The organism is Luteimonas sp. Soil_C_16, assembly GCF_057657295.1.
On the sequence record NZ_JBDGIS010000007.1, the window covers coordinates 154,146 to 175,695 of the forward strand.

The 21,550-nt window shown below is 68.2% G+C and carries 21 protein-coding genes; 12 read left to right on the forward strand and 9 right to left on the reverse strand.

The features are described 5' to 3' along the window. Positions 1 to 115: 115 nt before the first annotated feature. Together copM and AC3A5T_RS13985 are read left to right on the forward strand one after the other, a co-directional pair. Positions 116 to 568, forward strand: coding sequence for a CopM family metallochaperone (copM, locus tag AC3A5T_RS13980; protein ID WP_487629091.1), 453 nt, complete (start codon positions 116 to 118; stop codon positions 566 to 568). Beyond that, positions 525 to 1,547, forward strand: coding sequence for an alpha/beta hydrolase family protein (locus tag AC3A5T_RS13985; protein WP_487629092.1), 1,023 nt, complete (start codon positions 525 to 527; stop codon positions 1,545 to 1,547). The genes copM and AC3A5T_RS13985 overlap by 44 nt, the downstream gene beginning before the upstream one ends. A gap of 145 nt (positions 1,548 to 1,692) precedes the next feature. Here the strand turns inward: AC3A5T_RS13985 and AC3A5T_RS13990 are convergent, their stop codons facing one another. Both AC3A5T_RS13990 and AC3A5T_RS13995 read right to left on the reverse strand, forming a co-directional pair. Beyond that, positions 1,693 to 2,475, reverse strand: a complete 783-nt coding sequence (locus AC3A5T_RS13990; RefSeq protein WP_487629093.1) for a hypothetical protein — start codon at positions 2,473 to 2,475, stop codon at positions 1,693 to 1,695. Between the two features lie 134 nt (positions 2,476 to 2,609). Continuing rightward, positions 2,610 to 4,073: a leucine-rich repeat domain-containing protein gene (locus AC3A5T_RS13995; RefSeq protein ID WP_487629094.1), complete on the reverse strand. Its 1,464-nt coding sequence runs from the start codon at positions 4,071 to 4,073 to the stop codon at positions 2,610 to 2,612. 124 nt (positions 4,074 to 4,197) lie between these two features. On the opposite strand from AC3A5T_RS13995, the gene AC3A5T_RS14000 reads away from it, so the two are divergent. Continuing rightward, complete coding sequence (locus AC3A5T_RS14000) at positions 4,198 to 4,518, forward strand: hypothetical protein (RefSeq protein ID WP_487629095.1); 321 nt, start codon at positions 4,198 to 4,200, stop codon at positions 4,516 to 4,518. On the opposite strand, the gene hutU is transcribed toward AC3A5T_RS14000, so the two are convergent. Beyond that, complete coding sequence (gene hutU, locus AC3A5T_RS14005; RefSeq protein WP_487629096.1) at positions 4,458 to 6,131, reverse strand: urocanate hydratase; 1,674 nt, start codon at positions 6,129 to 6,131, stop codon at positions 4,458 to 4,460. The two genes, AC3A5T_RS14000 and hutU, sit on opposite strands and share 61 nt — an antisense overlap. 106 nt (positions 6,132 to 6,237) lie before the next feature. Between hutU and AC3A5T_RS14010 the strand changes: the two genes are divergently transcribed. Beyond that, the gene (locus tag AC3A5T_RS14010; protein WP_487629097.1) at positions 6,238 to 7,002 is read left to right on the forward strand and encodes a ThuA domain-containing protein; all 765 of its coding nucleotides are present in this window, start codon (positions 6,238 to 6,240) and stop codon (positions 7,000 to 7,002) included. A 60-nt stretch (positions 7,003 to 7,062) separates the two neighbouring features. On the opposite strand, the gene AC3A5T_RS14015 is transcribed toward AC3A5T_RS14010, so the two are convergent. Further along, positions 7,063 to 7,383, reverse strand: coding sequence for a hypothetical protein (locus tag AC3A5T_RS14015; protein WP_332076446.1), 321 nt, complete (start codon positions 7,381 to 7,383; stop codon positions 7,063 to 7,065). Positions 7,384 to 7,544: 161 nt separating this feature from the next. On the opposite strand from AC3A5T_RS14015, the gene AC3A5T_RS14020 reads away from it, so the two are divergent. From AC3A5T_RS14020 to AC3A5T_RS14030, 3 genes are all read left to right on the forward strand, one after another. Further along, entirely contained in the window at positions 7,545 to 8,822 is a 1,278-nt protein-coding gene (locus AC3A5T_RS14020; RefSeq protein ID WP_487629098.1) for an alkaline phosphatase family protein, read from the forward strand. 328 nt (positions 8,823 to 9,150) lie between these two features. Next, positions 9,151 to 10,692: a DNA-3-methyladenine glycosylase 2 family protein gene (locus AC3A5T_RS14025; RefSeq protein ID WP_487629099.1), complete on the forward strand. Its 1,542-nt coding sequence runs from the start codon at positions 9,151 to 9,153 to the stop codon at positions 10,690 to 10,692. Further along, the gene (locus AC3A5T_RS14030; RefSeq protein ID WP_487629100.1) at positions 10,689 to 11,231 is read left to right on the forward strand and encodes a methylated-DNA--[protein]-cysteine S-methyltransferase; all 543 of its coding nucleotides are present in this window, start codon (positions 10,689 to 10,691) and stop codon (positions 11,229 to 11,231) included. Before AC3A5T_RS14025 ends, AC3A5T_RS14030 begins: the two co-directional genes overlap by 4 nt. A 132-nt stretch (positions 11,232 to 11,363) precedes the next feature. Here AC3A5T_RS14030 and AC3A5T_RS14035 read toward each other — a convergent pair whose 3' ends face one another. Beyond that, on the reverse strand, positions 11,364 to 12,611 hold the full coding sequence (locus AC3A5T_RS14035) for a formimidoylglutamate deiminase (RefSeq protein WP_487629101.1): 1,248 nt from the start codon (positions 12,609 to 12,611) through the stop codon (positions 11,364 to 11,366). Positions 12,612 to 12,672: 61 nt separating this feature from the next. On the opposite strand from AC3A5T_RS14035, the gene AC3A5T_RS14040 reads away from it, so the two are divergent. Beyond that, positions 12,673 to 12,891 carry a hypothetical protein gene (locus AC3A5T_RS14040; RefSeq protein ID WP_487629102.1) on the forward strand — a complete coding sequence of 73 codons (219 nt, stop codon included), beginning with the start codon at positions 12,673 to 12,675 and terminating at the stop codon, positions 12,889 to 12,891. Beyond that, positions 12,881 to 14,101 carry an imidazolonepropionase gene (gene hutI, locus AC3A5T_RS14045; protein WP_487629103.1) on the forward strand — a complete coding sequence of 407 codons (1,221 nt, stop codon included), beginning with the start codon at positions 12,881 to 12,883 and terminating at the stop codon, positions 14,099 to 14,101. Before AC3A5T_RS14040 ends, hutI begins: the two co-directional genes overlap by 11 nt. Before the next feature lie 71 nt (positions 14,102 to 14,172). Here the strand turns inward: hutI and AC3A5T_RS14050 are convergent, their stop codons facing one another. Continuing rightward, complete coding sequence (locus AC3A5T_RS14050) at positions 14,173 to 14,355, reverse strand: 30S ribosomal protein THX (protein WP_232134518.1); 183 nt, start codon at positions 14,353 to 14,355, stop codon at positions 14,173 to 14,175. 107 nt (positions 14,356 to 14,462) lie between these two features. Further along, positions 14,463 to 14,858, reverse strand: coding sequence for a MerC domain-containing protein (locus AC3A5T_RS14055; protein WP_487629104.1), 396 nt, complete (start codon positions 14,856 to 14,858; stop codon positions 14,463 to 14,465). Positions 14,859 to 14,932: 74 nt separating this feature from the next. Here AC3A5T_RS14055 and AC3A5T_RS14060 point away from each other — a divergent pair, with 74 nt between their 5' ends. The 3 genes from AC3A5T_RS14060 (at position 14,933) to AC3A5T_RS14070 (ending at position 18,973) form a co-directional block, all read left to right on the forward strand. After that, on the forward strand, positions 14,933 to 17,128 hold the full coding sequence (locus AC3A5T_RS14060; protein WP_487629105.1) for a TonB-dependent receptor: 2,196 nt from the start codon (positions 14,933 to 14,935) through the stop codon (positions 17,126 to 17,128). Positions 17,129 to 17,291: 163 nt separating this feature from the next. Then, positions 17,292 to 17,741 carry a MarR family winged helix-turn-helix transcriptional regulator gene (locus AC3A5T_RS14065; RefSeq protein ID WP_487629106.1) on the forward strand — a complete coding sequence of 150 codons (450 nt, stop codon included), beginning with the start codon at positions 17,292 to 17,294 and terminating at the stop codon, positions 17,739 to 17,741. After that, positions 17,738 to 18,973, forward strand: a complete 1,236-nt coding sequence (locus AC3A5T_RS14070) for an MFS transporter (protein ID WP_487629107.1) — start codon at positions 17,738 to 17,740, stop codon at positions 18,971 to 18,973. Before AC3A5T_RS14065 ends, AC3A5T_RS14070 begins: the two co-directional genes overlap by 4 nt. A gap of 24 nt (positions 18,974 to 18,997) precedes the next feature. On the opposite strand, the gene AC3A5T_RS14075 is transcribed toward AC3A5T_RS14070, so the two are convergent. Beyond that, positions 18,998 to 19,498 (reverse strand): transcriptional repressor, encoded by a 501-nt coding sequence (locus tag AC3A5T_RS14075; protein WP_487629108.1) that lies wholly within the window; start codon positions 19,496 to 19,498, stop codon positions 18,998 to 19,000. A gap of 608 nt (positions 19,499 to 20,106) precedes the next feature. Next, positions 20,107 to 21,519, reverse strand: coding sequence for a glutamate--tRNA ligase (gltX, locus tag AC3A5T_RS14080; protein ID WP_487629109.1), 1,413 nt, complete (start codon positions 21,517 to 21,519; stop codon positions 20,107 to 20,109). Between the last annotated feature and the right edge of the window lie 31 nt (positions 21,520 to 21,550).

A 21,550-nucleotide genomic window follows, 5' to 3' on the forward strand; every position in this document is an offset into this window, starting at 1 on the left:
CCACACCTCCAAAGCGTCAGCGCCACAGCACCCTGCATTTGGGGCCGCGTATTGGACAAGCGCTGCGTCGACCGGGCAAGGTGTCGCGCTCCACGCATATCCGAGGTCCTTCTGCATGCGCCTGATCCCGTTGATGGCGATGACCGCCCTGCTCGCGGCCTGTGCGCCTGATGCCGCCGACACCGCACCCATGCGCGACGCTGACGCGACACCGTCTGCAGCAATCGAATCCGTGCACGCGGCCGCAGCAGCCGAAAGCGACACCGCGAGCGCGTCCACGGTGGCCTACCAGCGCATCAACGAAACCATGCACGCCGGCATGGGCGCCGGCTTCACCGGCGACGCCGATGTGGACTTCATGCGCGGCATGATTCCGCATCACCAGGGCGCCATCGACATGGCCCGCGTCGTGCTCGAACACGGCACCGACCCGGAAGTGCGCGCTCTCGCGCAGCAGGTCATCGCTGCACAGGAAACCGAGATCGCGCAGATGCAGCGTTGGCTGCAGGACCGCGGCGTTCCTGTTGACGCGCCTGCTTCGGATACCGACGCGCACACGCATCATTGAGCGCTCGTGCGTTCGACACATGCGCGGGCATCAGGAACGCGAATCGAACATTGGGAATCGGCACACCTTCTCCGGGAACGTCATGACCAGCGACATCGGCGCAATGCTTCGAGAGCGCCTCCGGCTTGCGGCGCCTGCGGCCGTCGCGTTCGAACATGGCGACGTCGATACGTTCGACGGATTCACCCGGGAACGGATTGAGTACCGCGGCCTCGAAGGCGACATCATTCCAGCGCTCCTCTTCATGCCCACGGCGCAGCGTGCCCGCGGCGGCGTGGTGTTCTTCCACCAGCACAACGGCGAGTTCCACTTCGGCAAGAGCGAAATCGCTGGCGATGTCGGCAGCCCGTTCCAGGCCTTCGGCCCGGCGCTCGCGCGTCGCGGCCTCGCAGTGCTGGCGCCGGACGCCCTCACGTTCGAGGATCGCCGCGGCAACGTGCACGGCGTGGAGCCACACTATTACGATTGGCTGCAGCACTACAGCGCCATGAGCTACCGCCTGCTCGACGGCGACACGCTGATGCGCAAAGGCCTCGACGACGCCCAGCGCGCGTTGAGCGTGCTGATCGACGCCGCCGGACTGGACGAACGCCGCGTCGGCATCGCCGGTCATTCCTACGGCGGCTACACCGCGCTGTACCACGCCGCCGTCGACCCGCGCTGCCGATTCGCGTGCATCAGCGGCGCGATCTGCAGCTTCGACACCCGCCGCCGCGAAGAGACAGGCATCACCCTGTTCGAAGCGGTGCCCGGCCTCGCGCAGCTGATCGACACGCACGATGTGCTGTCGGCCATTGCTCCGCGCCCGACGCTGGTCGTCTCGGGGACCGAGGACAAATATTCGCGGGACGCGGATCAGGTCGTGGCGCGGGCCGCTGGTGACTTCATCACCGCGCTGCGCGTCGCGCGTGGACACGCGCTCGAGCAGGAACGGTTCGATGCGATCGTCGAATGGCTCGTACAACGCGTGTCTGGTTGAAGGCTTCGCAGTGAGCACCTGCGACGACGGTGCAGCATCGTCATCGGGTTCTGACCAGACCAGCCCGACTCACATGCAGGCATTCAACCGAAGCTGGAAGCGCTTCTTCCGCTCGGCAAGCGAACCTGGAACCGTTCGCTGCTGATCACGAGATCCAGTCCATCTGCGAAGAGATCACACGCCATCCCGACGCTCCATGGCGCAGGACCGCCCTATGGCTGGAGGCGCAGAGCGGACCGCACCAGAATCCGAACGTGATGTCGTAGTCCCCGTCCGTCCGTCGCGTAGGCGTGCCGACGCTCATCGTCATTGCAACGTGCTCTTGCGCACCACTCTCCGGCGCTTTCCAGTCTGAGCCCGCCCGCAGCTGCAGGCCCGTATCGCCCAGCGATCGAATCGATTCCGCGGAGAGGTAGATCGGGCGATCGCCACCAGGTGAATGCAGCGTTACGTACAGCGGCATGCGGTTGCCCGCCAGGTAACCGCCGGAGCTCCGCTGTTGACGTATCACCGCGATCATGACGCCCTGAAGATCGGGCGGTGGATTCAGCGCCGCATCGGCAAGGCCTCGGCGCTTGTCTCGAGCAGCCTGCAATGCCAAGACGGCGTCGTCGCGTTGCGCGCACTCGCTGGCCAGCTCATGGACGCAGACCACGCCGGAAGACTCGTTGAGCGACACGAAGAATCTCCGGTACGTGGCACCGTCGCCGCGTTCGATCATCATCCGCCACTCGTTGCTGGCCTGGTCGAACTCGGGTCCGTTGAACGTCGAATCACCGCGTCCGGCTTTCGAATCGACCGCTGCTGTTCCCACACCCATCGCCTGCAGGGCGTCCAGTAGCGGTCGCTGCTCCTGCGCATGGGCGACGCATGCAAGGAACAGCACCAGCGTAGCGATCGCCCCGCGCGCACAAGCGTTCATGGTCATCACCTGATGTCTCATTGGAAGGGGGATACGGCCGCCATCGAGGCGCCAGTCCACCACACAACACCCGTGCCTGGTGGGCCTTTGGAAGAGGTGCACGCCCAGAATTGACCCTGGACCCGTCACTCCCGATTGCACTAGTCGGTCCGGATATCTAGCCCCGCGTCCGCCAGCACCGACAGCACGTCCACATTCCCGACCGGCGATCCGGTCAGCCGCAGGGAACGCAGCGTGGTCATCGACCGGAGCGGTGACACGTCGCGCACATTCGTTTTCTCCAGCCGCACCCAGCGCAGTTCGGGCAGGGTCGCGAGCACCGAGACGTCGTCGACGGCGGTTTCTGAGAGATCCAGTGTCTGCAGCGCTTTCAGTGGCGCCAGCGTCGACATCGCAGTGAACGAGGTGCCGGCCATATCCAGCTCCACGAGTGAAGTCATCGGCGCAATCGCCGAAAAGTCCATGACACGCGTCCGTCGCAGATCGAGCACGCGCAGCGCGCGATGGCCGGCGAGCGGCGACAGATCGGCGACGGGCGTGCTGCCGAGCGACAGCCGTTCCAGCTGCCGCAGACCCGCCAGCGGCGCGAGATCGGCAACCTGCGTGTCGAATAGATACAACATGCGCAACGACGGCATCCGGGCGACGGCATCGATGCGCGCAACGCGTGTGCCGCCCAGCGCAAGCGATTCGAGCCGGGTGAGCGTGGCGAGCGGCGCGAGATCGACGATGCCGCTACCGGCGAGTTCCAGACGGGTCAGACCCGTCAGCTTCGCCAGCGGCCTGTAGTCCGCCGCGGTGCTGTTGGCCAGCGACAGCGTGCGCAGCGTCGTCATCTGCGCCAGTGGCGCGATGTCGGTGAACGGGTTGGTGCTGAGCATCGCGCTTTCCAGCGCGGGCAGCGCTGCGATCACGGACAGATCGTCGATGTCGTTGCCGTCGAGATCCAGCGTTTTCAGCAGCGGCTTGTCGCGCAGGAACGCGGTGTCGCGCACACCGGCACTGGACAGGGTGAGATTGCGCAGCGACGACAAGGATGCGAGCGGCGACAGATCGTCGACCTGCGTTTCCGACAGCGTCAGCACGCGCAGATCGGGCAGACCGGCGAGCCCGCCGATGTCGCGCACGCGACTCGTCGACAGGTACAGCGTCTGCAGGCTCTGCAGGCCCGACAGCGCGTCTACATCGGCGATCTGCGTGCCGTGAAGATTCAGCGTTTCCAGGGTACGCAACTTCGACAGCGGCGTGATGTCGCGCACTGCCGTCTCGTACAGGCTCAACGTCTTCAGCGCCTGCAGGCCGGAGAGCGACGCCAGATCGGTGACGCCCGACCCGGTGAGGTCGATGAACTCGAGCGTCTTCCACGCCGCCAGTGCGGAGAGGTTCTGCAGCTGCGGCAGATGCTTGAGGTCGATCGAGGTGCCATCGAAGTCTGCATTGACGGCCACGATGTCGGACGCAGCGAGCTCCGGATTGTCCGCGGCGATGCTGGCCGCCAGCCGCGCGAGCGCATCGTTCTGGGTGGCAGGCATGTCGCACTTCGCGCGCACGGCCTCGTGGTCCACATAGCCACTGCGCATCGCGTCGCCCTCCGCATCCAGCATGGCGACGCGATAGTAGACATTCCCCTCGGGCGTCCGCTCGGCGTTCGCGAATCGGAGCCGGTGGCCGTTCGGCATCCGGGCCAAGACGCCGGACCTGCTGGCGCCAGGTCCGTCGCGCAGATTGGTGAAGCCACTCAGCGCGTTGCAGACGTGCAGCGCGTCGCCACGCAAGAGCGGCGCGGCCAACGCGGACGGGGCGATCGAGATCGACAACACAGCGCACGCAGCCAGACGTTCAACGCACTTCATCGCACCATTCCCGGAAAATTGGATGCCTGCTGTCACGCCCGCCTACAACGTCGTCGATCAGGCGCGGGCCGCGACCATGGGTCGCCTGCACACGCGCGCGATCGATATCGGCGTTTGCCTGAAGGCGTTCGCGCCTCAGCCCAACATCGGCAGATTCAGCCCCTGCGCTTTCGCGCAGTCCTTTGCGATGTCGTAGCCCGCATCCGCGTGGCGCATCACGCCGGTGCCGGGATCGTTCCACAACACGCGGGCGATGCGCTTGTCCGCCTCTTCCGTGCCGTCGCAGACGATGACCACGCCCGAGTGCTGCGAGTAGCCCATGCCGACGCCGCCGCCGTGATGCAGGCTCACCCAGGTCGCGCCGCCGGCGACGTTGAGCATCGCGTTGAGCAGCGGCCAGTCGCTGACGGCATCGGAACCGTCCTGCATGGCTTCGGTCTCGCGGTTCGGCGAGGCGACCGAGCCCGAATCGAGATGGTCGCGGCCGATTACGATCGGGGCCTTGAGCTCGCCGTTGCGCACCATCTCGTTGAACGCAAGGCCGAGCTTGTCGCGCACGCCCAGACCCACCCAGCAAATGCGCGCGGGCAGGCCCTGGTAGGCGATGCGCTCGGCGGCCATGTCGAGCCAGCGGTGCAGATGCGCATCGTCGGGGATCAGTTCCTTGACCTTGGCATCGGTCTTGGCGATGTCCTCGGGGTCGCCGCTCAGTGCGACCCAGCGGAACGGGCCGATGCCGCGGCAGAACAGCGGGCGCACGTACGCCGGCACGAAGCCGGGGAAATCGAAGGCGTTGGTGCAGCCTTCGTCCTGGGCCATCTGGCGGATGTTGTTGCCGTAGTCGACGGTCGGAATGCCGGCGGCGTGGAAGGCGAGCATCGCCTCGACGTGCACACGCATCGACGCCTTCGCGGCATCGCGCACGGCCTCGGGATTCGCGGCCTGCTCGGCGATCCAGCGCTCGACGCTCCAGGCGATCGGCAGATAGCCGTGCACGGGATCGTGCGCGCTGGTCTGGTCGGTGACGCAGTCCGGGCGCACGCCGCGCTTCACCAGTTCCGGCAGCACTTCGGCCGCATTGCCCAGCAGCGCGATGGATTTTGCTTCGCCGGCCTGCGTGTACTTCTTGATGCGCGCAAGCGCGTCATCGAGATCGGTGGCCTGCTCGTCGACGTAACGCGTCTTGATGCGGAAATCGATGCGGCTCTGCTGGCATTCGATGGTGAGCGAACACGCACCGGCGAGACTCGCGGCCAGCGGCTGCGCGCCGCCCATACCGCCGAGGCCGGCAGTGAGGATCCACTTGCCGGTCAGGTCGCCGCCGTAGTGTTGGCGACCCATTTCGACGAAGGTCTCGTAGGTGCCCTGCACGATCCCCTGGCTGCCGATGTAGATCCAGCTGCCGGCGGTCATCTGGCCGTACATCGCCAGGCCCTTGCGGTCGAGTTCGTGGAAGTGCTCCCACGTCGCCCAGTGCGGCACCAAGTTGGAGTTGGCGATCAGCACGCGCGGGGCATCGCTGTGGGTGCGGAACACGCCGACGGGTTTGCCGGACTGCACCAGCAGCGTTTCGTCGTCGCCGAGGGTTTTGAGCGATTCGAGGATCGCGTCGTAGCAGGCCCAGTCGCGCGCGGCGCGGCCGATGCCGCCGTAGACGACGAGGTCTTCGGGCCGCTCGGCGACATCGGGATCGAGATTGTTCTGCAGCATGCGGAACGGCGCTTCGGTGAGCCACGACCGGCAGGTCAGCTCGCTGCCGCGCGGCGCGCGGATCGTGCGGGACGGGTCGTGGCGCGAGGCGTCGGTCATTGCGGCGTTCCGTTGAAGTCGATGGCGCGATTATCGCATCGCATACCGGCGCCGACTGGTGCGCTGCGGCGTGAGCGCAGATGCGCCGCCGCCCTATCCTCGCACCATGAATTCTCGCTCCGTATTCGCCGCCGCTTGCGCGATGGCCCTCGCCGGCTGCGCCACGCACGCCAGATCGACACCACCCGCCACGCAGGCGGTCGATGCCGCGCCGACGCGCGTATTGCTGTTCTCGCGCACTGCAGGCTTCCGCCACGACTCGATCCCCGTCGCCCTCGACACTCTGCAGTTCCTCGGCGCGCAATCCGGATTCGAGGTCGATGCGACCGAGGACGCCACGCGGTTCACCGACGCCGGACTCGCGCATTACAAGGCCGTCGTCTTCGTCAGCACGACACGGGAAGTCCTGGACCCCGCGCAGCAGGCCGCGTTCGAACGTTACGTCGCCGCAGGCGGCGGCTTCATGGGCGTGCATGCGGCAGCCGACAGCGGCTACACCTGGCCCTGGTACGGCGATCTGGTCGGCGCATGGTTCGCGCGGCATCCCGAAGGCCTGCAGTCGGTGCGCGTGGTGTTCGAACACGGCGCCGGGCCGGACGGACTGCGCGACTGGCGCGTCACCGACGAGATCTACGACTACCGGCGCAATCCACGGCCGTTCGTGCAGGTGACCGCATCGATCGATCCGGCCTCGCATCCCGACGGCCGCATGGGCGACGACCATCCCATCGCCTGGTGCCATACGAACGCCGGCGGCCGCGCCTGGTACACCGGCCTCGGCCACGATCCGGCGCTGTATGCCGACCCCGTATTCCGCGCGCAGCTGCTGCGCGGCCTGCGGTGGACCACTGGTCGCAGCGACGCCTGCTGACGCCCGCAACGAAAACGCCCGGCGCGAGCCGGGCGTTGTGTGTGCGGCGATCGATCCCGGTCAGAAGATCGAGGGGTCGAGCCTGCGCAACGCGTCCTTGATGTCGGCCGAACCGGTGCGGTCGATGTCCTCGCGCGTGTAGACGCGGCCGCCGCCCGTGGTGCATTCCTGCTCGGCACGCTTGGAACGCGCATTGCGGGCCGCGGTGACGCGCGAACCGGTTTCGCGGATGCAGAAACGATCCGACGGACTGGCGCGCTGGCCACGGTCGCGTGCGGATTCCTCTTCCTCTTCCTGTTGCTGCTGCGCGTGGGCGACCTGTGAGACCGCACCGAACGCGAGGCCGGCGAAGATCGCCGCCGTCCACCATGCATGCTTCATTGGGCACCTCCCGGTGCAGTCCATCGGTGGCCACACGATACGCGCGCTGCGCCGCGGCGTGGTCTGCGGGGGGTGAATGTTCAGCCCGCGTGTCGACTGCGTTGTGCATGGCTTCATGCGGCTGACTGCGAGCCGTCATGTCCCGCCGGTATCCTGTACGGATGTCTCGATCGACCTGTCTGCGCGCGTCTGCGCTGCTCCCGCTGTTGCTGCTGACCGCCTGTGCCACGGTCGCGACACCGTCCGAATCCACCGCCGCATCCGCCTCGACACCCGCCGCGGATGCACGCCCGACGCTGCTGCTGGTCTCGCTGGACGGCCTGCGCCCCGATTACCTCGGACGCGGCGAAACCCCGCATCTCGATGCGCTGGCGCGCGGCGGCGTGCAGGCCTGGATGCGGCCCTCGTACCCGTCGCTGACCTTTCCGAACCACTACACGCTGGTCACCGGCCTGCGCCCCGACCACCACGGCCTGATCCACAACTCGATGGTGGATTCGACGCTCGGCGATTTCCGCCTGTCGGACCGAGACGCGGTCGGCAATGGCGCCTGGTACGGCGACGGCGAGCCGCTCTGGGTGACGGCGGAGAACGCCGGCCTGCGCACCGCGACACTGTCGTGGCCGGGCAGCGAGGCGCCGGTGCACGGCGTGCGTCCGACGCGCTGGTATCCCTTCGACGACACGCGCCCGCTCGATACGCGCGTCGACATGGTGCTCGACTGGCTGTCCGAACCCACCGCCACGCGCCCCGCATTCGCGACGCTGTATTTCGAACACACCGACGCGGCCGGCCACGACTACGGCCCGGATTCGCCGCAGCTGCACGCCACGCTGCAGGCGGTCGACGCGGCACTGGGACGGCTGGTCGACGGCCTGCGCACGCGTGGCCTGCAGGACCGCGTGAACCTGGTGGTCGTATCCGATCACGGCATGGCCGAAGTGCCGCCGGGCCAGGTGATCGCGGTCGAGGACATGGTGACGATGGAAGAGGCGCGCGTGACCTCGACCGGCCAGGTCATCGGCATCGTGCCCAACGCCGGCTTCGAGGCGCAGGTGGCCCGCAAGCTGCTCGGTGCGCACGCGCAGTACGACTGCTGGCGCAAGGGCGAGATGCCGGCGCGCTGGCAGTTCGGCACACACCCGCGCGTGCCGCCGATCGTCTGCCAGATGCACAAGGGCTGGGACGCGATCCCGCGCGATGCATTCGCGCGACGCCCGACGCACACCCGCGGCTCGCATGGCTACGACCCCGCCCTGCCGGAGATGCGCGCGGCGTTCATCGCGAATGGACCGGCGTTCCGCACCGGCGTGACGCTGGACGGGTTCGACAACGTCGATCTGTATCCGATGCTGGCGCGGTTGATCGGAGTGACGCCGGCGAAGAACGACGGGAATGCGCAGACGCTGGTGCCGGCGTTGCGGGATGGAGTGCGCTGAGGCAGGGCTGATTGCGCGGCGTTGGATTCGCAGAGGGTGCCGCTGCGTTTCGGAGAGTAGAAATTTGGAGTTCCGGGTTCGGGGTCGAGTTGGGTGCGAGCGTCTGCCCTCACCCCAACCCCTCTCCCAAGGGGAGAGGGGCTTTGCATCGTTGCCGCGTCATGTGTCGAAGCTTTCCGAAGGAGACCATCCGATCACGACGCGCTTGAGTCCCTCTCCCCCCCGGGAGAGGGGTTGGGGTGAGGGCAGACCCTCGCGACACACCCCACAACATCCATGTCCGAATCCGGCCAGTCATCACCCGCCCCCCGGTGCTAGCCTGCGTCGCATGTCCCCGCCCCTGCCCGCCACCGACATCTGCGAACAAGCGCGTCTGAGCCGGGACGTGCGCTTCGACGGCCTGTTCTTCACGGCGGTGCGCACGACCGGCATTTACTGCCGGCCGGTCTGCCCGGCGCCCGCGCCAAAGGCCGCGAACGTCGTCTACTACCCCAACGCCGCCGCAGCCGAAGCTGCAGGATTCCGTCCCTGCCTGCGCTGCCGGCCGGAACTCGCGCCGTCGGATGGCCACTGGCATCGCGGCGACGACATCGTCGCGCGGGCCCTAGCCCTGATCGAACAGGGCGCCTTGAACGAAGCGCCGCTTTCGGAACTGGCGGAGCGCCTGCACATCGGCGAGCGCCAGTTGCGCCGTCTGTTCGTCGAACGCCTCGGCGCCGCGCCGGTCGGTGTCCATGGTACGCGGCGCCTGCTGTTCGCCAAGCAGTTGTTGACCGAAACCGCGCTGCCGATCACGGAGGTCGCGCTCGCGGCTGGATTCAACAGCGTGCGGCGGTTCAATGCCGTGTTCCAGGACGCCTACCGCATGCCGCCGCGCGATCTGCGCAAGGCGCCGCGCGAGGCGACCGGCGACGCGTTAACGCTGCGCCTCGGTTACCGCCCGCCCTATGACCTGCCGGCGATGCTCGACTTCCTGCGCGGCCGCGCGCTGCCCGGCATCGAGCGCGTCGACGACACCGCCTACACCCGCGTCATCGGGGATGCGGAAACGCCCGGCTGGCTGCGCGTCGATGCGTGGCCGGGCACGCGCACTGATCCTGCACCGGCTGCGTTGCGGCTGCAGCTGCACGGGTGTCCGCCGACGCGCCTGCAGGACACGGTGCAGCGCGTGCGCCGCATGTTCGATCTCGACGCGGATCCGCACACGATCGCCGCGCATCTCGCCCAGGACACGCGCCTGGCGCCATTGCTGCGCGCACGCCCCGGCCTGCGCCTGCCGAGCGGATGGGACGGTTTCGAGATCGCGGTGCGCGCGGTCATCGGCCAGCAGGTCAGCGTCGCCGCCGCGCGCACGTTGACCGCACGGCTGTCGCAGCGCTTCGGCACGCCGTTGCCGGAACCGTTCGTCGCGCAGGGCTTCGCGCATCAGTTTCCGAGGCCCGACGCGCTCGTCGACGCCGATTTCGACGGTCTCGGCCTGATCGGCAGCCGCATCGCGACGATCCGCGGCATTGCCGCCGCGCTGCGCGACGGCCGCGTGGACTTCGATCGCGCCCGCACGCTCGACGACTTCGTCGAACGCTGGGTCGCCCTGCCCGGCATCGGGCCGTGGACCGCGCACTACATCGCGCTGCGTGCGCTCGGTCATCCCGACGCGTTTCCCGCCGAGGATCTCGTGCTGCAGAAGATGCTGCCGACCGACGGCAGCCGTATCACCGCGAACGCGCTGCGTGCGCATGCGGAAGCCTGGCGCCCGTGGCGCGGCTACGCGGTCTTCCATCTGTGGCGCGAAGCGTCTGCGTCCACGCCCGCGCGTACTGCGACACCGACGCGCCCGCGCGCCCGTTCCACCCGGAGTCCATCGCCATGAATCCAGACACCGCCACGGTCTTCACCCGCACCATCGCCAGTCCGGTCGGCCTGCTGTTTCTCGCCGCATCCGATGCCGGCCTGCACGCCGTCGAGTTCGCCGAGCACCGGCATCCGGTGCCGCGCGGTGACGACTGGCGCGATGGTGCGCATCCCGTGCTCGATGCGACCGCGGAGCAGCTCGCCGACTACTTCGCCGGCAAGCGCCAGACCTTCGACCTGCCGTTCGCCGCGCGCGGTACGCCATTCCAACGAAAGGTCTGGGACGCGCTGACGCGTATTCCCTACGGCAGCACCGCGAGCTACGTCGAACTGGCCCGCATGGTCGGCAAGCCGAATGCGAGCCGCGCGGTCGGCGCCGCGAACGGCCGCAATCCCCTGTCGATCGTCGTGCCCTGCCACCGCGTCATCGGCGCCAGCGGCGCACTCACGGGTTTCGGCGGTGGTCTGCCGACCAAGGAATTCCTGCTGACGCTCGAAGGCGCATGGCCCCGCGCCGATCTGTTCGACACGATCAAGACGGGCGCACGCGCTGGCTGATCGCGGTACGGAGTCTACGATCACGCCTGCGTCGGATGCGCCCGCCGTTGCGATCTGTTCGGTACTGCATGCCACGACTCGTCTGCATCGTCGCATCTACAGCTAAGGACAACCGGATCGCGCGCCAGCGGCTCAATCGGCCAGCAGTCTCTGCATCGCATCCGCATAGCCGCGCGCGGCGTCCGCGTGCAATGCATGACGTCCATCCGCAACGACCTGCCGACCGGCCACGTGCACCTCGCGCACCAGCGGGCGGTTGCCGGCGAACAGCCAGCGGTCGAGCACATCGTCTTTCGTCGCGCCCGCGAGCAGTGGTGCGTCCGCGTCCAGCACCACCGCGTCGTCATGCGCGTCGAAACCGGTCGATGCTGCGGCGCTCGCCTGCACGCCTGCGAACAGCGTGGCGCCTACGCTGGGCGTGGCGGCCGCGACTGCGATGTTGCGGCGCTGCGTCACCAGGCGCTGTCCGTATTCGAGCCAGCGCAATTCCTCGACCGGCGACACCGAGATGTGCGAATCGGAGCCGATGCCCCAGGCGCCGCCGGCGTCGAGGTAATCGCGCAGCGGAAACAGGCCGTCGCCGAGATTGGCTTCGGTGGTCGGACACAGCGCAACGGTCGCGCCGCTGCGGGCGATGCCGGCGATCTCCGCAGCATCGAGATGCGTTGCGTGCACCAGCGTCCAGCGGGTATCGACCGGCGCGTTGTCGAGCAGCCAGGCGACCGCGCGCGCACCGCGCAGCGCGATGCATTCGTGGACCTCGGGCACCTGTTCGGCGATATGGATGTGCATGCGCGCATCCGCCGGCAGTGCGGTCAGCACCGCGTGCATTGCACCGGCCGGCACGGCGCGCAGACTGTGCAGCGCGCAGCCGACGCGCAGCGTGTCGTCCTGGCGCGCGTGCAGATCGGCGAACAGCCGCAGATAGCCGTCGACGTCATGGCCGAAGCGTCGCTGGCGTTCGCCGAGTGGTCGCCCGTCGAAACCGCCGGTCATGTACAGCACCGGCAGCAGCGTCAGCCGGATGCCGGTCGCGCGCGCGGCGTCGATCAGCGCATCGGCCATTGCGCTCGCAGGCGCGTAGGGCGCGCCGTCGGGTGCGTGATGGACGTAATGGAACTCGCACACCGTCGTATAGCCGGCTTCCAGCATTTCGACATAGAGCTGCGTGGCGACCGTGCGCAGCGTGTCGGGATCAAAGCGCCCCGCCATGCGGTACATGGTCTCGCGCCAGGTCCAGAACGAGTCCGCAGGATCGGTCTGCACTTCGGCGAGGCCGGCCATCGCCCGCTGGAACGCATGCGAATGCAGGTTCGCGATACCGGGCAGACGCCAGCCTGCGGACGTGCGCGCGGCGTGGATCGCAGGGACATCGTGCATCGGGCCGGCTCCTCGAAAACGTGTGCGGTAGGCTAGCCGGTCTTCCGCCCGGGAACATCCGATGAGTCCAACTTCGATCGCGCTGCTGTGCGCACTGATCGCCGTCGCCGGCGGTCTGGTGGCGGTGTTCGCCGGCGTGTCCGCGAGCCGGAAGCGGCAGTCCGACACGCCGTCCGGCGGCAATGGCGCCCTGGTCGAGGGCGGGTCGAAACACGGACGCCATGACGGCGGTGATTTCGGCTCGGATGGCGGCGGTGATGGAGGCGGCGGTGGCGACTGAATCCTGGGATGGCCTGTTGCTGGGCGCGACGCTTGCGACGTTGGCGGACGACAGCGGCTACGGGCTGATCGACGACGGTGCGCTCGGCTGGCGCGATGGCGTGATCGTCTACGCCGGTCCGCGCAGCGGACTGCCCGCGGACGCGGAGGCCAACGCCGATCTCGTCGTCGAGACCACTGGCCTGGTCACGCCCGGCCTGATCGACTGCCATACGCACGCGGTGTTCGCGGGCAACCGCGCCGCCGAGTTCGAGCAGCGCCTGCAGGGCGCGAGCTATGAAGAAATTGCACGCGCCGGCGGCGGCATCGTGTCGACGGTGCACGCGGTGCGCGAGGCCGACGAGGACAGCTTGCTCGCGCAGTCGTTGCCGCGTGCGCGTGCACTGGTCGCCGATGGCGCGACGACGCTGGAGATCAAGTCCGGCTACGGCCTCGACTTCGACAACGAACGCAAGATGCTGCGCGTCGCCCGCCGGATCGGCGAGGTGCTCGGCATCACCGTGCGCACCACGTTCCTCGGCGCGCACGCCCTGCCGCCGGAGTTTACCGGCCGCGGTGACGCCTACATCGATGCGGTCTGCGAGTGGTTGCCGCGTCTGCACGACGAAGGTCTGGTCGATGCGGTCGACGCATTCGCCGAACGCATCGCCTTCAGCGTCGATCAGACGCGCCGCGTGTTCGACATCGCGCGCACGCTCGGCCTGCCGGTAAAGCTGCATGCCGACCAGCTCAGCGACGGCGCAGGTGCCGCGCTGGTGGCCGAGTTCGGTGGGCTGTCCGCCGACCATGTCGAACACACCTCGCCTGCCGGTGTTGCCGCGATGGCGACGGCCGGCACCGTCGCGGTGTTGCTGCCGGGCGCGTTCCACGTGCTCCGCGAAACCACACTGCCGCCGCTCGATGCATTCCGCGCGGCCGGCGTGCCGATGGCGGTCGCGACCGATTGCAATCCGGGCACGTCGCCGCTGCTGTCGCTGCGCCAGGCGATGCAGCTGTCGTGCACGCATTTCCGGCTGACGCCGGAAGAAGCGCTGCGCGGCGCGACCGTGCATGCGGCGCGCGCACTCGGCCTGTCCGATCGCGGCACGCTGGCCGTCGGTCAGCGCGCGGATTTCGCCTGCTGGCAGGTCGCGCAGCCAGCCGAACTCGTCTACTGGCTCGGGGGGCCGCTGCTGGCGATGTCGTTCGCCGGTGGCAAGCGCCTGACCTGAGGCCGATCACGGCCCTGAAACGCGAAAGCCCCGCGGATGCGGGGCTTTCGACGCGCGGCGGGGCCTGGAACTCAGGCCTTCTTCGCGACGGCCTTCTTCGCCGGTGCCTTGGCGACGGTCTTGCTGCCGGCGGCCTTCTTCACGACCGGTGCGGTCGCGGTGCCGGTGGCCTTGATCAGGCCCTTCGAGCGGCTGTTGCCGTAGCTCGAGTTGTAGCGCTTGCCCTTGAGGGTCTTGCGGTCGCCCTTGCCCATTACTGTGCTCCTGGAGTGCTGCGTGTTGAATGCGTTTGACGCGTATGTGCGCCGCCAGGGCGCACAGGACCGCGGATTCTAGCACGCGGCCCGGCCCGTAAAGCCGCTCAGCGCCCCGCGCGGGCGTGCGTCAGACGCAGGTTCAGCAGATGCGCGCCGGCCAGCAACAGGCCGCCGACGGTCATCACCACGGCATGGGTGATCGTGTGGTCGTGCAGGTGCGTGAACGAGCCGGCCCAGACCAGCGCCAGACCCGGAATCAGCAGCATCCAGGCGTGGAATGCGCGATGGCGGCGCCAGCCCAGGGTCAGCGTCGTCGCACCCAGCAGCGTGGCGAACACGACGAAAGCCTGGTCGATGTCGACCCAGCCGCCCACGTTGAGACCGAACGCCGGCAGCAGCGCCAGCGCGACCGGCAGCAACGCGCAATGCACGGCGCACAGGAACGACGCGGCGAAGCCGACGCGGTCTGCGCGCTGCAGGGTGGAATTGTGTGCAGGCATGTCTTTTGGGGGGTGCGAGGATTTGCGTAACATTATAACATTCCCTCTTCGCCCACCAGTGTACTGCATCCGCAATGACCACAAGCCGCCGTTCCGCCCCCGTCCCGACCCGCCTCGCGATCGCCGTCGCCCTGCTGTTGCCGGCCGCCGCGTTCGCCCAGTCCACCAGCCAGACCCATGCGCATCCGACCACGCTCGACCGCGTGCAGGTCACCGCCACGCCGCTCGGCGGCGACGCCGAGGATCTCGCGCATCCGGTGGAGGTGCTGTATGGCGACGCGCTGGAGGATCGCAAGTCCGGCAACCTCGGCGACACCGTGTTCTCGCTGCCCGGCGTGCAGAGCGGCTCCTTCGGCACCGGCGTCGGCCGGCCGATCATCCGCGGCCAGGAAGGTCCGCGCGTGCAGGTGCTCTCCGGCGGCATCGGCAGCATGGATGCGTCCACGGTCAGCGCCGACCACGCGGTCAGCATCGAGCCCTTCCTCGCCGACCAGATCGAAGTGCTCAAGGGCCCGGCCAACCTGCTCTACGGCAGCGGCGCGATCGGCGGCGCGGTCAACGTGGTCGACGGCCGCATCGCACGCGAAGTGCCGGACCGTCCGATCAGCGGCCGCGCCGAGCTGCGCGCCGCCAGCGGCAACGACGAGCGCAGCGGCATGTTCCGCCTCGACGGCGTCAGCGGCGACAACCTCGTGCTGCATATCGACGGCCTGATCCGCAACACCGGCGACTTCGACATCCCGGGCTTTGCCCAGGTGCCCGAAGACCACGATCACGACCATGATCACGACCACGAACACGCGGAAGAGGAAAACGCCTTCGGCACCCTGCCCAACAGTTCGATCCGCACGCGCGCCGGCGCCGTCGGCGCGACCTACTTCGGCGAGCGCGGTCATCTCGGCGTCGCGGTCAGCACCTACCGCACCAACTACGGCCTGCCGGACGGCGCGCACGTGCATGCCGAAGAAGGCGGCCATGACCACGATCACGACCATGACCATGAAGAAGAGGGTCACGACGAGCACGGCTCGGTGCGCATCGACATGGTGCAGAACCGCGTCGACCTGAAGGGCGGCCTCTACGACCCGCTGCCGTTCCTCAGCGCCTTGAACGTGCGCGCGGCCTACAACGATTACGAACACGTCGAACTCGAAGGCGACACGCCGGCGACACGCTTCACCAACAAGGGCACCGAGGCGCGCATCGAAGCGGTGCAGAAAACGTTCAACGGGTGGGACGGCGCGTTCGGTCTGCAGATCGGCCACGTCGATTTCGGCGCGGTCGGCGAGGAAGCCTTCGTGCCGCCGAGCGTGACCGACACCCTCGGCCTGTTCGTCGTGCAGGAGAAGGAATTCGGCCCGGTGAAGCTCGAGTTCGGCGGCCGCCACGAACGCGTCGAGATCGATCCGGTCGCCAACGAATCGCGCAAGTTCAGCGCCAGCAGCCTGTCGGGCGCGGCGATCTGGCATCTGTCGGATGTGTTCGATCTGCGCTTCGGCGCCGACGTGTCCGAGCGCGCGCCGACCAACGAGGAACTGTTCGCCGCCGGCCCCCACATCGCCACGCGCTCGATCGAAATCGGCGATGCGGATCTCGACACCGAACGCGGCCAGCGCCTGGAGATCGGCCTGCACGCGCATACCGATCGCGTCGAGTTCAAGGCCGCCGTCTATCAGACGCAGTTCAAGCGCTTCACCTATCTCACCGATACGGGCGTCGCCGAGCAGGGCTTCCCGGTGCGGCTGTGGACGCAGGGCGATGCGACCTTCCGCGGCGCCGAGGCCGAAGCGAAGTTCCACCTGCTCGAATCCGACGCCGGCGATTTCGACCTGCGCGTGTTCGGCGACGTGGTGCGCGCCGAGCTCGACGGCAGCGGCACGCGCACCGTGCAGTTCGCGGTGCCGCACGGCGACCACGCGCACAACTACGAAACCGACATCGCGCTGGGCGGCGACCTGCCGCGCATCGCACCGTCGCGTATCGGCGCCGACATCAACTGGACCCTCGGCGGCTGGCGCGCGAACGTCGGCGCGGTGCGCTATCAGAAGCAGGACCGCGTGGCTGCGCTGGAGGCGCCGAGCCCCGGCTATACGCTGGTCAATGCAGGCGTCGCCTGGCGCGTCGGCGAGGCGGACGGCACCCAGTGGGAGCTGTTCCTCGACGGCCGCAATCTGACCGACGAAGAAGCCCGTCCGCACACCTCGCTGCTGCGCGACTTCGCGCCGCTGCCGGGCCGCACCATCGCCGGCGGCATCCGGGTCTACTTCTGATCGGCGTGCGCTGACAGGTTTCCGTTCTCTCCAGTGACGCGTGCGTCACCGCCCCGCCCCGGTCTCCGGTGCGGGGCTTTTTTTTATGGGCACGCCGCACTCGATCTCACCCGCGGTCCAAATTGGGTGTATATACATCCAAAATCCGATGCAGATACACGCAATGGCCGCCTCCACACCCGAATCACGCGACGCTCCCGCCTTCGGATGCAGCTGCCATCGCCTGCGCAAGCTGAGCCGGATGATGACCCAGCGCTACGACCAGGCGCTGGCGCCGGCCGGGCTCAACGTCAACCAGTACGCGATCCTGCGCCGTGCGCAGATCCAGCCGCGCACCGTCGGCGAGCTCGCCACGACGCTCGGTATGGAGCGCAGCACGCTCAGCCGCGACCTCAAGCACCTGGTCGCTGCCGGTTGGGTACGCCTGTTGCGCGATCCGGATGACGCGCGCCAGCGGCGGATCGACGTGCTGCCCGCCGGTGCCGCAGTGCTCGCACATGCCGAGCCGCTGTGGCGCGCAGCGCAGGTGCAGGTCGAAGCGCTGATGGGCGTCGACGAGGTCGGCCGCCTGCACGCGGTGCTCGATCGCGTCACCCGGAAGCTCGCGGCATGAGCGCGCCCGTCGCCTCGCGCTGGTGGCCGCTGGTGCTGGCCGCCACCGCGATGATGATGATCACGATGGGCATCCGGCAGTCGCTGGGCCTGTTCGTGCAGCCGATCGCCGCGGATACGGGCCTCGGCATCGCCGCGATCAGCTTCGCGCTGGCCGTCGGCCAGTTCGTCTGGGGCGCGGTGCAGCCGGTGTTCGGCGCGATCGCCGACCAGCGCGGCAGCGGTCGCGTGCTGGTGTTCGGCGGCGTGCTGCTGTTCACCGGCATGGCCGCGGCGCCGTTCTTCGCCTCCGAATGGGGCCTGCTGCTGACGCTCGGCCTGATCAGCGCAGCCGGCGCGGGCGCGGGCAGTTTCTCGATCCTGATCGGCAGCACCGCGCGGGTGATTCCGGCCGAGAAACGCTCGATGGCCTCGGGCGTGGTCAATGCCGGCGGCTCGTTCGGGCAGTTTCTGTACGCGCCGTTCGCGACCACGGTCATCGGCGCATTCGGGTGGGCCGCCGCCGCATGGGCGATGGCGGCGACAGCGCTGGCGACGCTGCCGCTGGCCTGGCCGCTGCGTCGTCGCAAGCTGCCGCCCGCTGCGCCCGGCGCGGCCGTACTGCCGATCGCGGACGACGACATCGGCCTGCGCGCGCAACTGCGCATCGCCCTGCGCGACCGCAGCTACTGGCTGCTGCACCTGGGCTTCTTCACCTGCGGCTTCCACATCGCGTTTCTGGTCACGCACCTGCCGACCGAGATCGCGATGTGCGGCCTGTCGGCCGGCGTGTCGGCGATGGCGCTGTCGTTGATCGGCCTCTTCAACATCGTCGGCAGCATCGGCGCCGGCTGGCTCGGCCAGCGCTACCGCATGAAGTGGCTGCTGACCGCGATCTACGCCAGTCGCGCGGTGATGATCCTCATCTACGTGCTGTCGCCGCCGACGCCGACCACGTTCATTCTGTTTGCGATCGGCCTGGGCATGAGCTGGCTGGCGACCGTGCCGCCGACCGCCGGACTCGTCGGCAAGCTGTTCGGCCCGCGCTATCTGGCGACGCTGTTCGGACTGACTCTGCTCTCGCACCAGACCGGCGCGTTCTTCGGCGCGTGGCTGGGCGGTGTCGCGGTCGCGAAGACCGGCTCCTATCTGTGGGTCTGGTACGCCGACATGGCGCTGGCGCTGCTGGCGGCCGCGTCCAATCTGCCGATCCGCGAGGCCCGTCTGCCTGCCCGCGCGCCTGTCGCGGCCTGAGCAACCCGATTCCGATCGCTGCAGTCAGTCTGCGGCAGCGTCCGCGCAGTGCGCGCAGAGGCCGTGCACTTCCAGCGTCTGCGCCTGCGGCACGAATCCGAGTGCACGGGCGCGCTCGTCGAGCGAAGCGACGACCGCCTCGTCTTCCAGCTCCACGGCGCTGTGGCAGCGGTCGCAGATCAGGAACGGCACCGAATGCTGCGCGGTGCTCGGGTGGTGGCAGGCCACGAAGGCATTCACCGACTGCAGCTTGTGGATGAAGCCGTTGGCCAGCAGGAAATCCAGCGCGCGGTAGACCGTCGGCGGCGCCGCGGCACCCGGGCCATCGCCCTCGCGCACCTGGTCGAGCAGATCGTAGGCCTTGAGCGGCTTGCCGGCCTTGGCGATCAATCCCAGCACGTACGCGCGGATCGGCGTCAGCCGCAGGCCGCGTTCGCTGGAGGCGTGCTCCACCGCGCGGATGAAGCTCGCGGCGTCATCGACGTGGTGGTGCGGATCCGTGCAGGTGTGGTCGTGCTTGGCCATCCGTCCATGATGGGTGCGAGGGGGCACTGACTCAAGCGTGCTCGAGTTTTTCTTGAGTGGGCTTCACGCCCCATCGTCGACAGCTCGCCGAACGCTTCGGCAGATCATCTCGATCGCGACGTTGCAACGTGTGGCTGAGCCGCCTGCTGTTGATCTCGCTTTTCATGACGGCGAAGCGGATCTCTGCGGACCCGTAGGGCAGCGGGCATGGATGCATGCTGTTTTTCGACCGAGCCAGGATGGTGAGTCGAAAAATCCTGGAACGGCCGAGTTCATTTCTTTTGGTTGACGCCCACGCGCGCAGCGCGAACGGCGCAGCCGGCCCCGGAGGGGCGAGGTTCGAAGATGCGAGTCAAAGGAACGGAACCAAAGAAAACGGCCTCCCCGACACGTCCACAGCCCGCGGCGTCACGCGCACCGGGATTTTCCGACTCGGCATCCTGCCTCGGTCGGGAAACGCCGCCCATCCATGGGCAGCGCCCTACGGGTTTCTATGCAGCGTTGCCACGTCAAAGCTCATGAAACGCAGAGCACTGGCGGCAATGGGTAATCAGGCGCGATCGCAAGAGCAGAGCAACCCGCGAAACAGAATCCAGAGCAACGCGGCCTCAGCCCGCATCCCCCTCCGGAATCATCCCGATCGCCACATCGATCCGCGCCAGCGCCTCCTCGCGCCCCGCCAGATACACCGTATGCCCGATATCCGGACTCACCTGCGTGCCGGTGATCGCCACACGCAACGGCTGCGCAACCTTGCCCATGCCCAGACCCAACGTCTCGACCGTCTCGCGGAACGCCGCATCGATCGCCTCGACGTTCCAGTCCGGCAACGTGGCAAAACGCGCGCGGACATCTGCCAGCGGTGCGCGGGCTTCGGCCTTGAGATGCTTGGCCACTGCCTTCTCGTCATACGCGGCAATCGGGCGATACCAGACCGCCGCGCGCTCGGACATTTCCTTGAGCGTCTGCACGCGGTCGCGCAGGGCGATGACGACATCGGCCGGCGCCGGACCTGCCGACAGGTCGTAACCGTCGTTGCGCAGATGCCATTCCAGATGCGCGGCGACCGCAGCCGGCTCGTCCGACTTCAGGTACTGCTGGTTGAGCCAGCCGAGCTTGGCCATGTCGAGGCGCGCGGCCTTGGCGTTGACGTCCTTGAGATCGAACAGCTGCTGCATCTCGGTGATCGAGAAGATCTCCTGATCGCCATGCGACCAGCCCAGACGCACGAGATAGTTCAGCAACGCGTGCGGCAGATAGCCCGCATCGCGGTACTGCATGACGTCGGCGGCGCCGGTGCGCTTGGACAGCTTGGCGCCCTGCTCATCGAGAATCATCGGCAGGTGCGAGAACGCGGGCACGTCGGCGCCGAGCGCGCGGTAGATGTTGATCTGCCGCGGGGTGTTGTTGACGTGGTCGTCGCCGCGTACGACGTCGGTGATGCCCATGTCCAGATCGTCGACGACGACGGCGAAGTTGTAGGTCGCGTAGCCGTCGGGGCGGAAGATCACCAGATCATCGAGTTCGCTGTTGGCGATCTCGATGCGACCCTTGACCTTGTCCTCCCAGACCACCGTGCCTTCGAGCGGATTCTTCAGGCGGATCACGCGGTTGGGATCGTCGCGCTTCGGTTCGTTGCGCTCGCGGTAGGCGCCGTTGTAGCGCGGCTTGTCGCCCGCGGCCATCGCCGCTTCGCGCATCGCGTCGAGCTCGGCCTTCGACTCGTAGGCGTAGTAGGCCTTGCCGTCGGCGACCAGCTGCTCGGCGACCTCGGCGTAACGATCCAGGCGGTGGGTCTGGTAGATCGGGCCTTCGTCGTAGCCCAGGCCCAGCCACTCCATCGCCTCGAGAATCGCGTCGATCGCGGCCTGGGTGCTGCGCTCGCGGTCGGTGTCCTCGATGCGCAGCACGAACTCGCCGCCGCGACGCCGCGCCTCCAGCCAGCAGTACAGCGCGGTGCGCGCGCCGCCGATGTGCAGGTAGCCGGTGGGACTGGGGGCGAAACGGGTGCGGCAGGACATGCGCGGAACTCGGCGTGGGGACAGCGCGCAT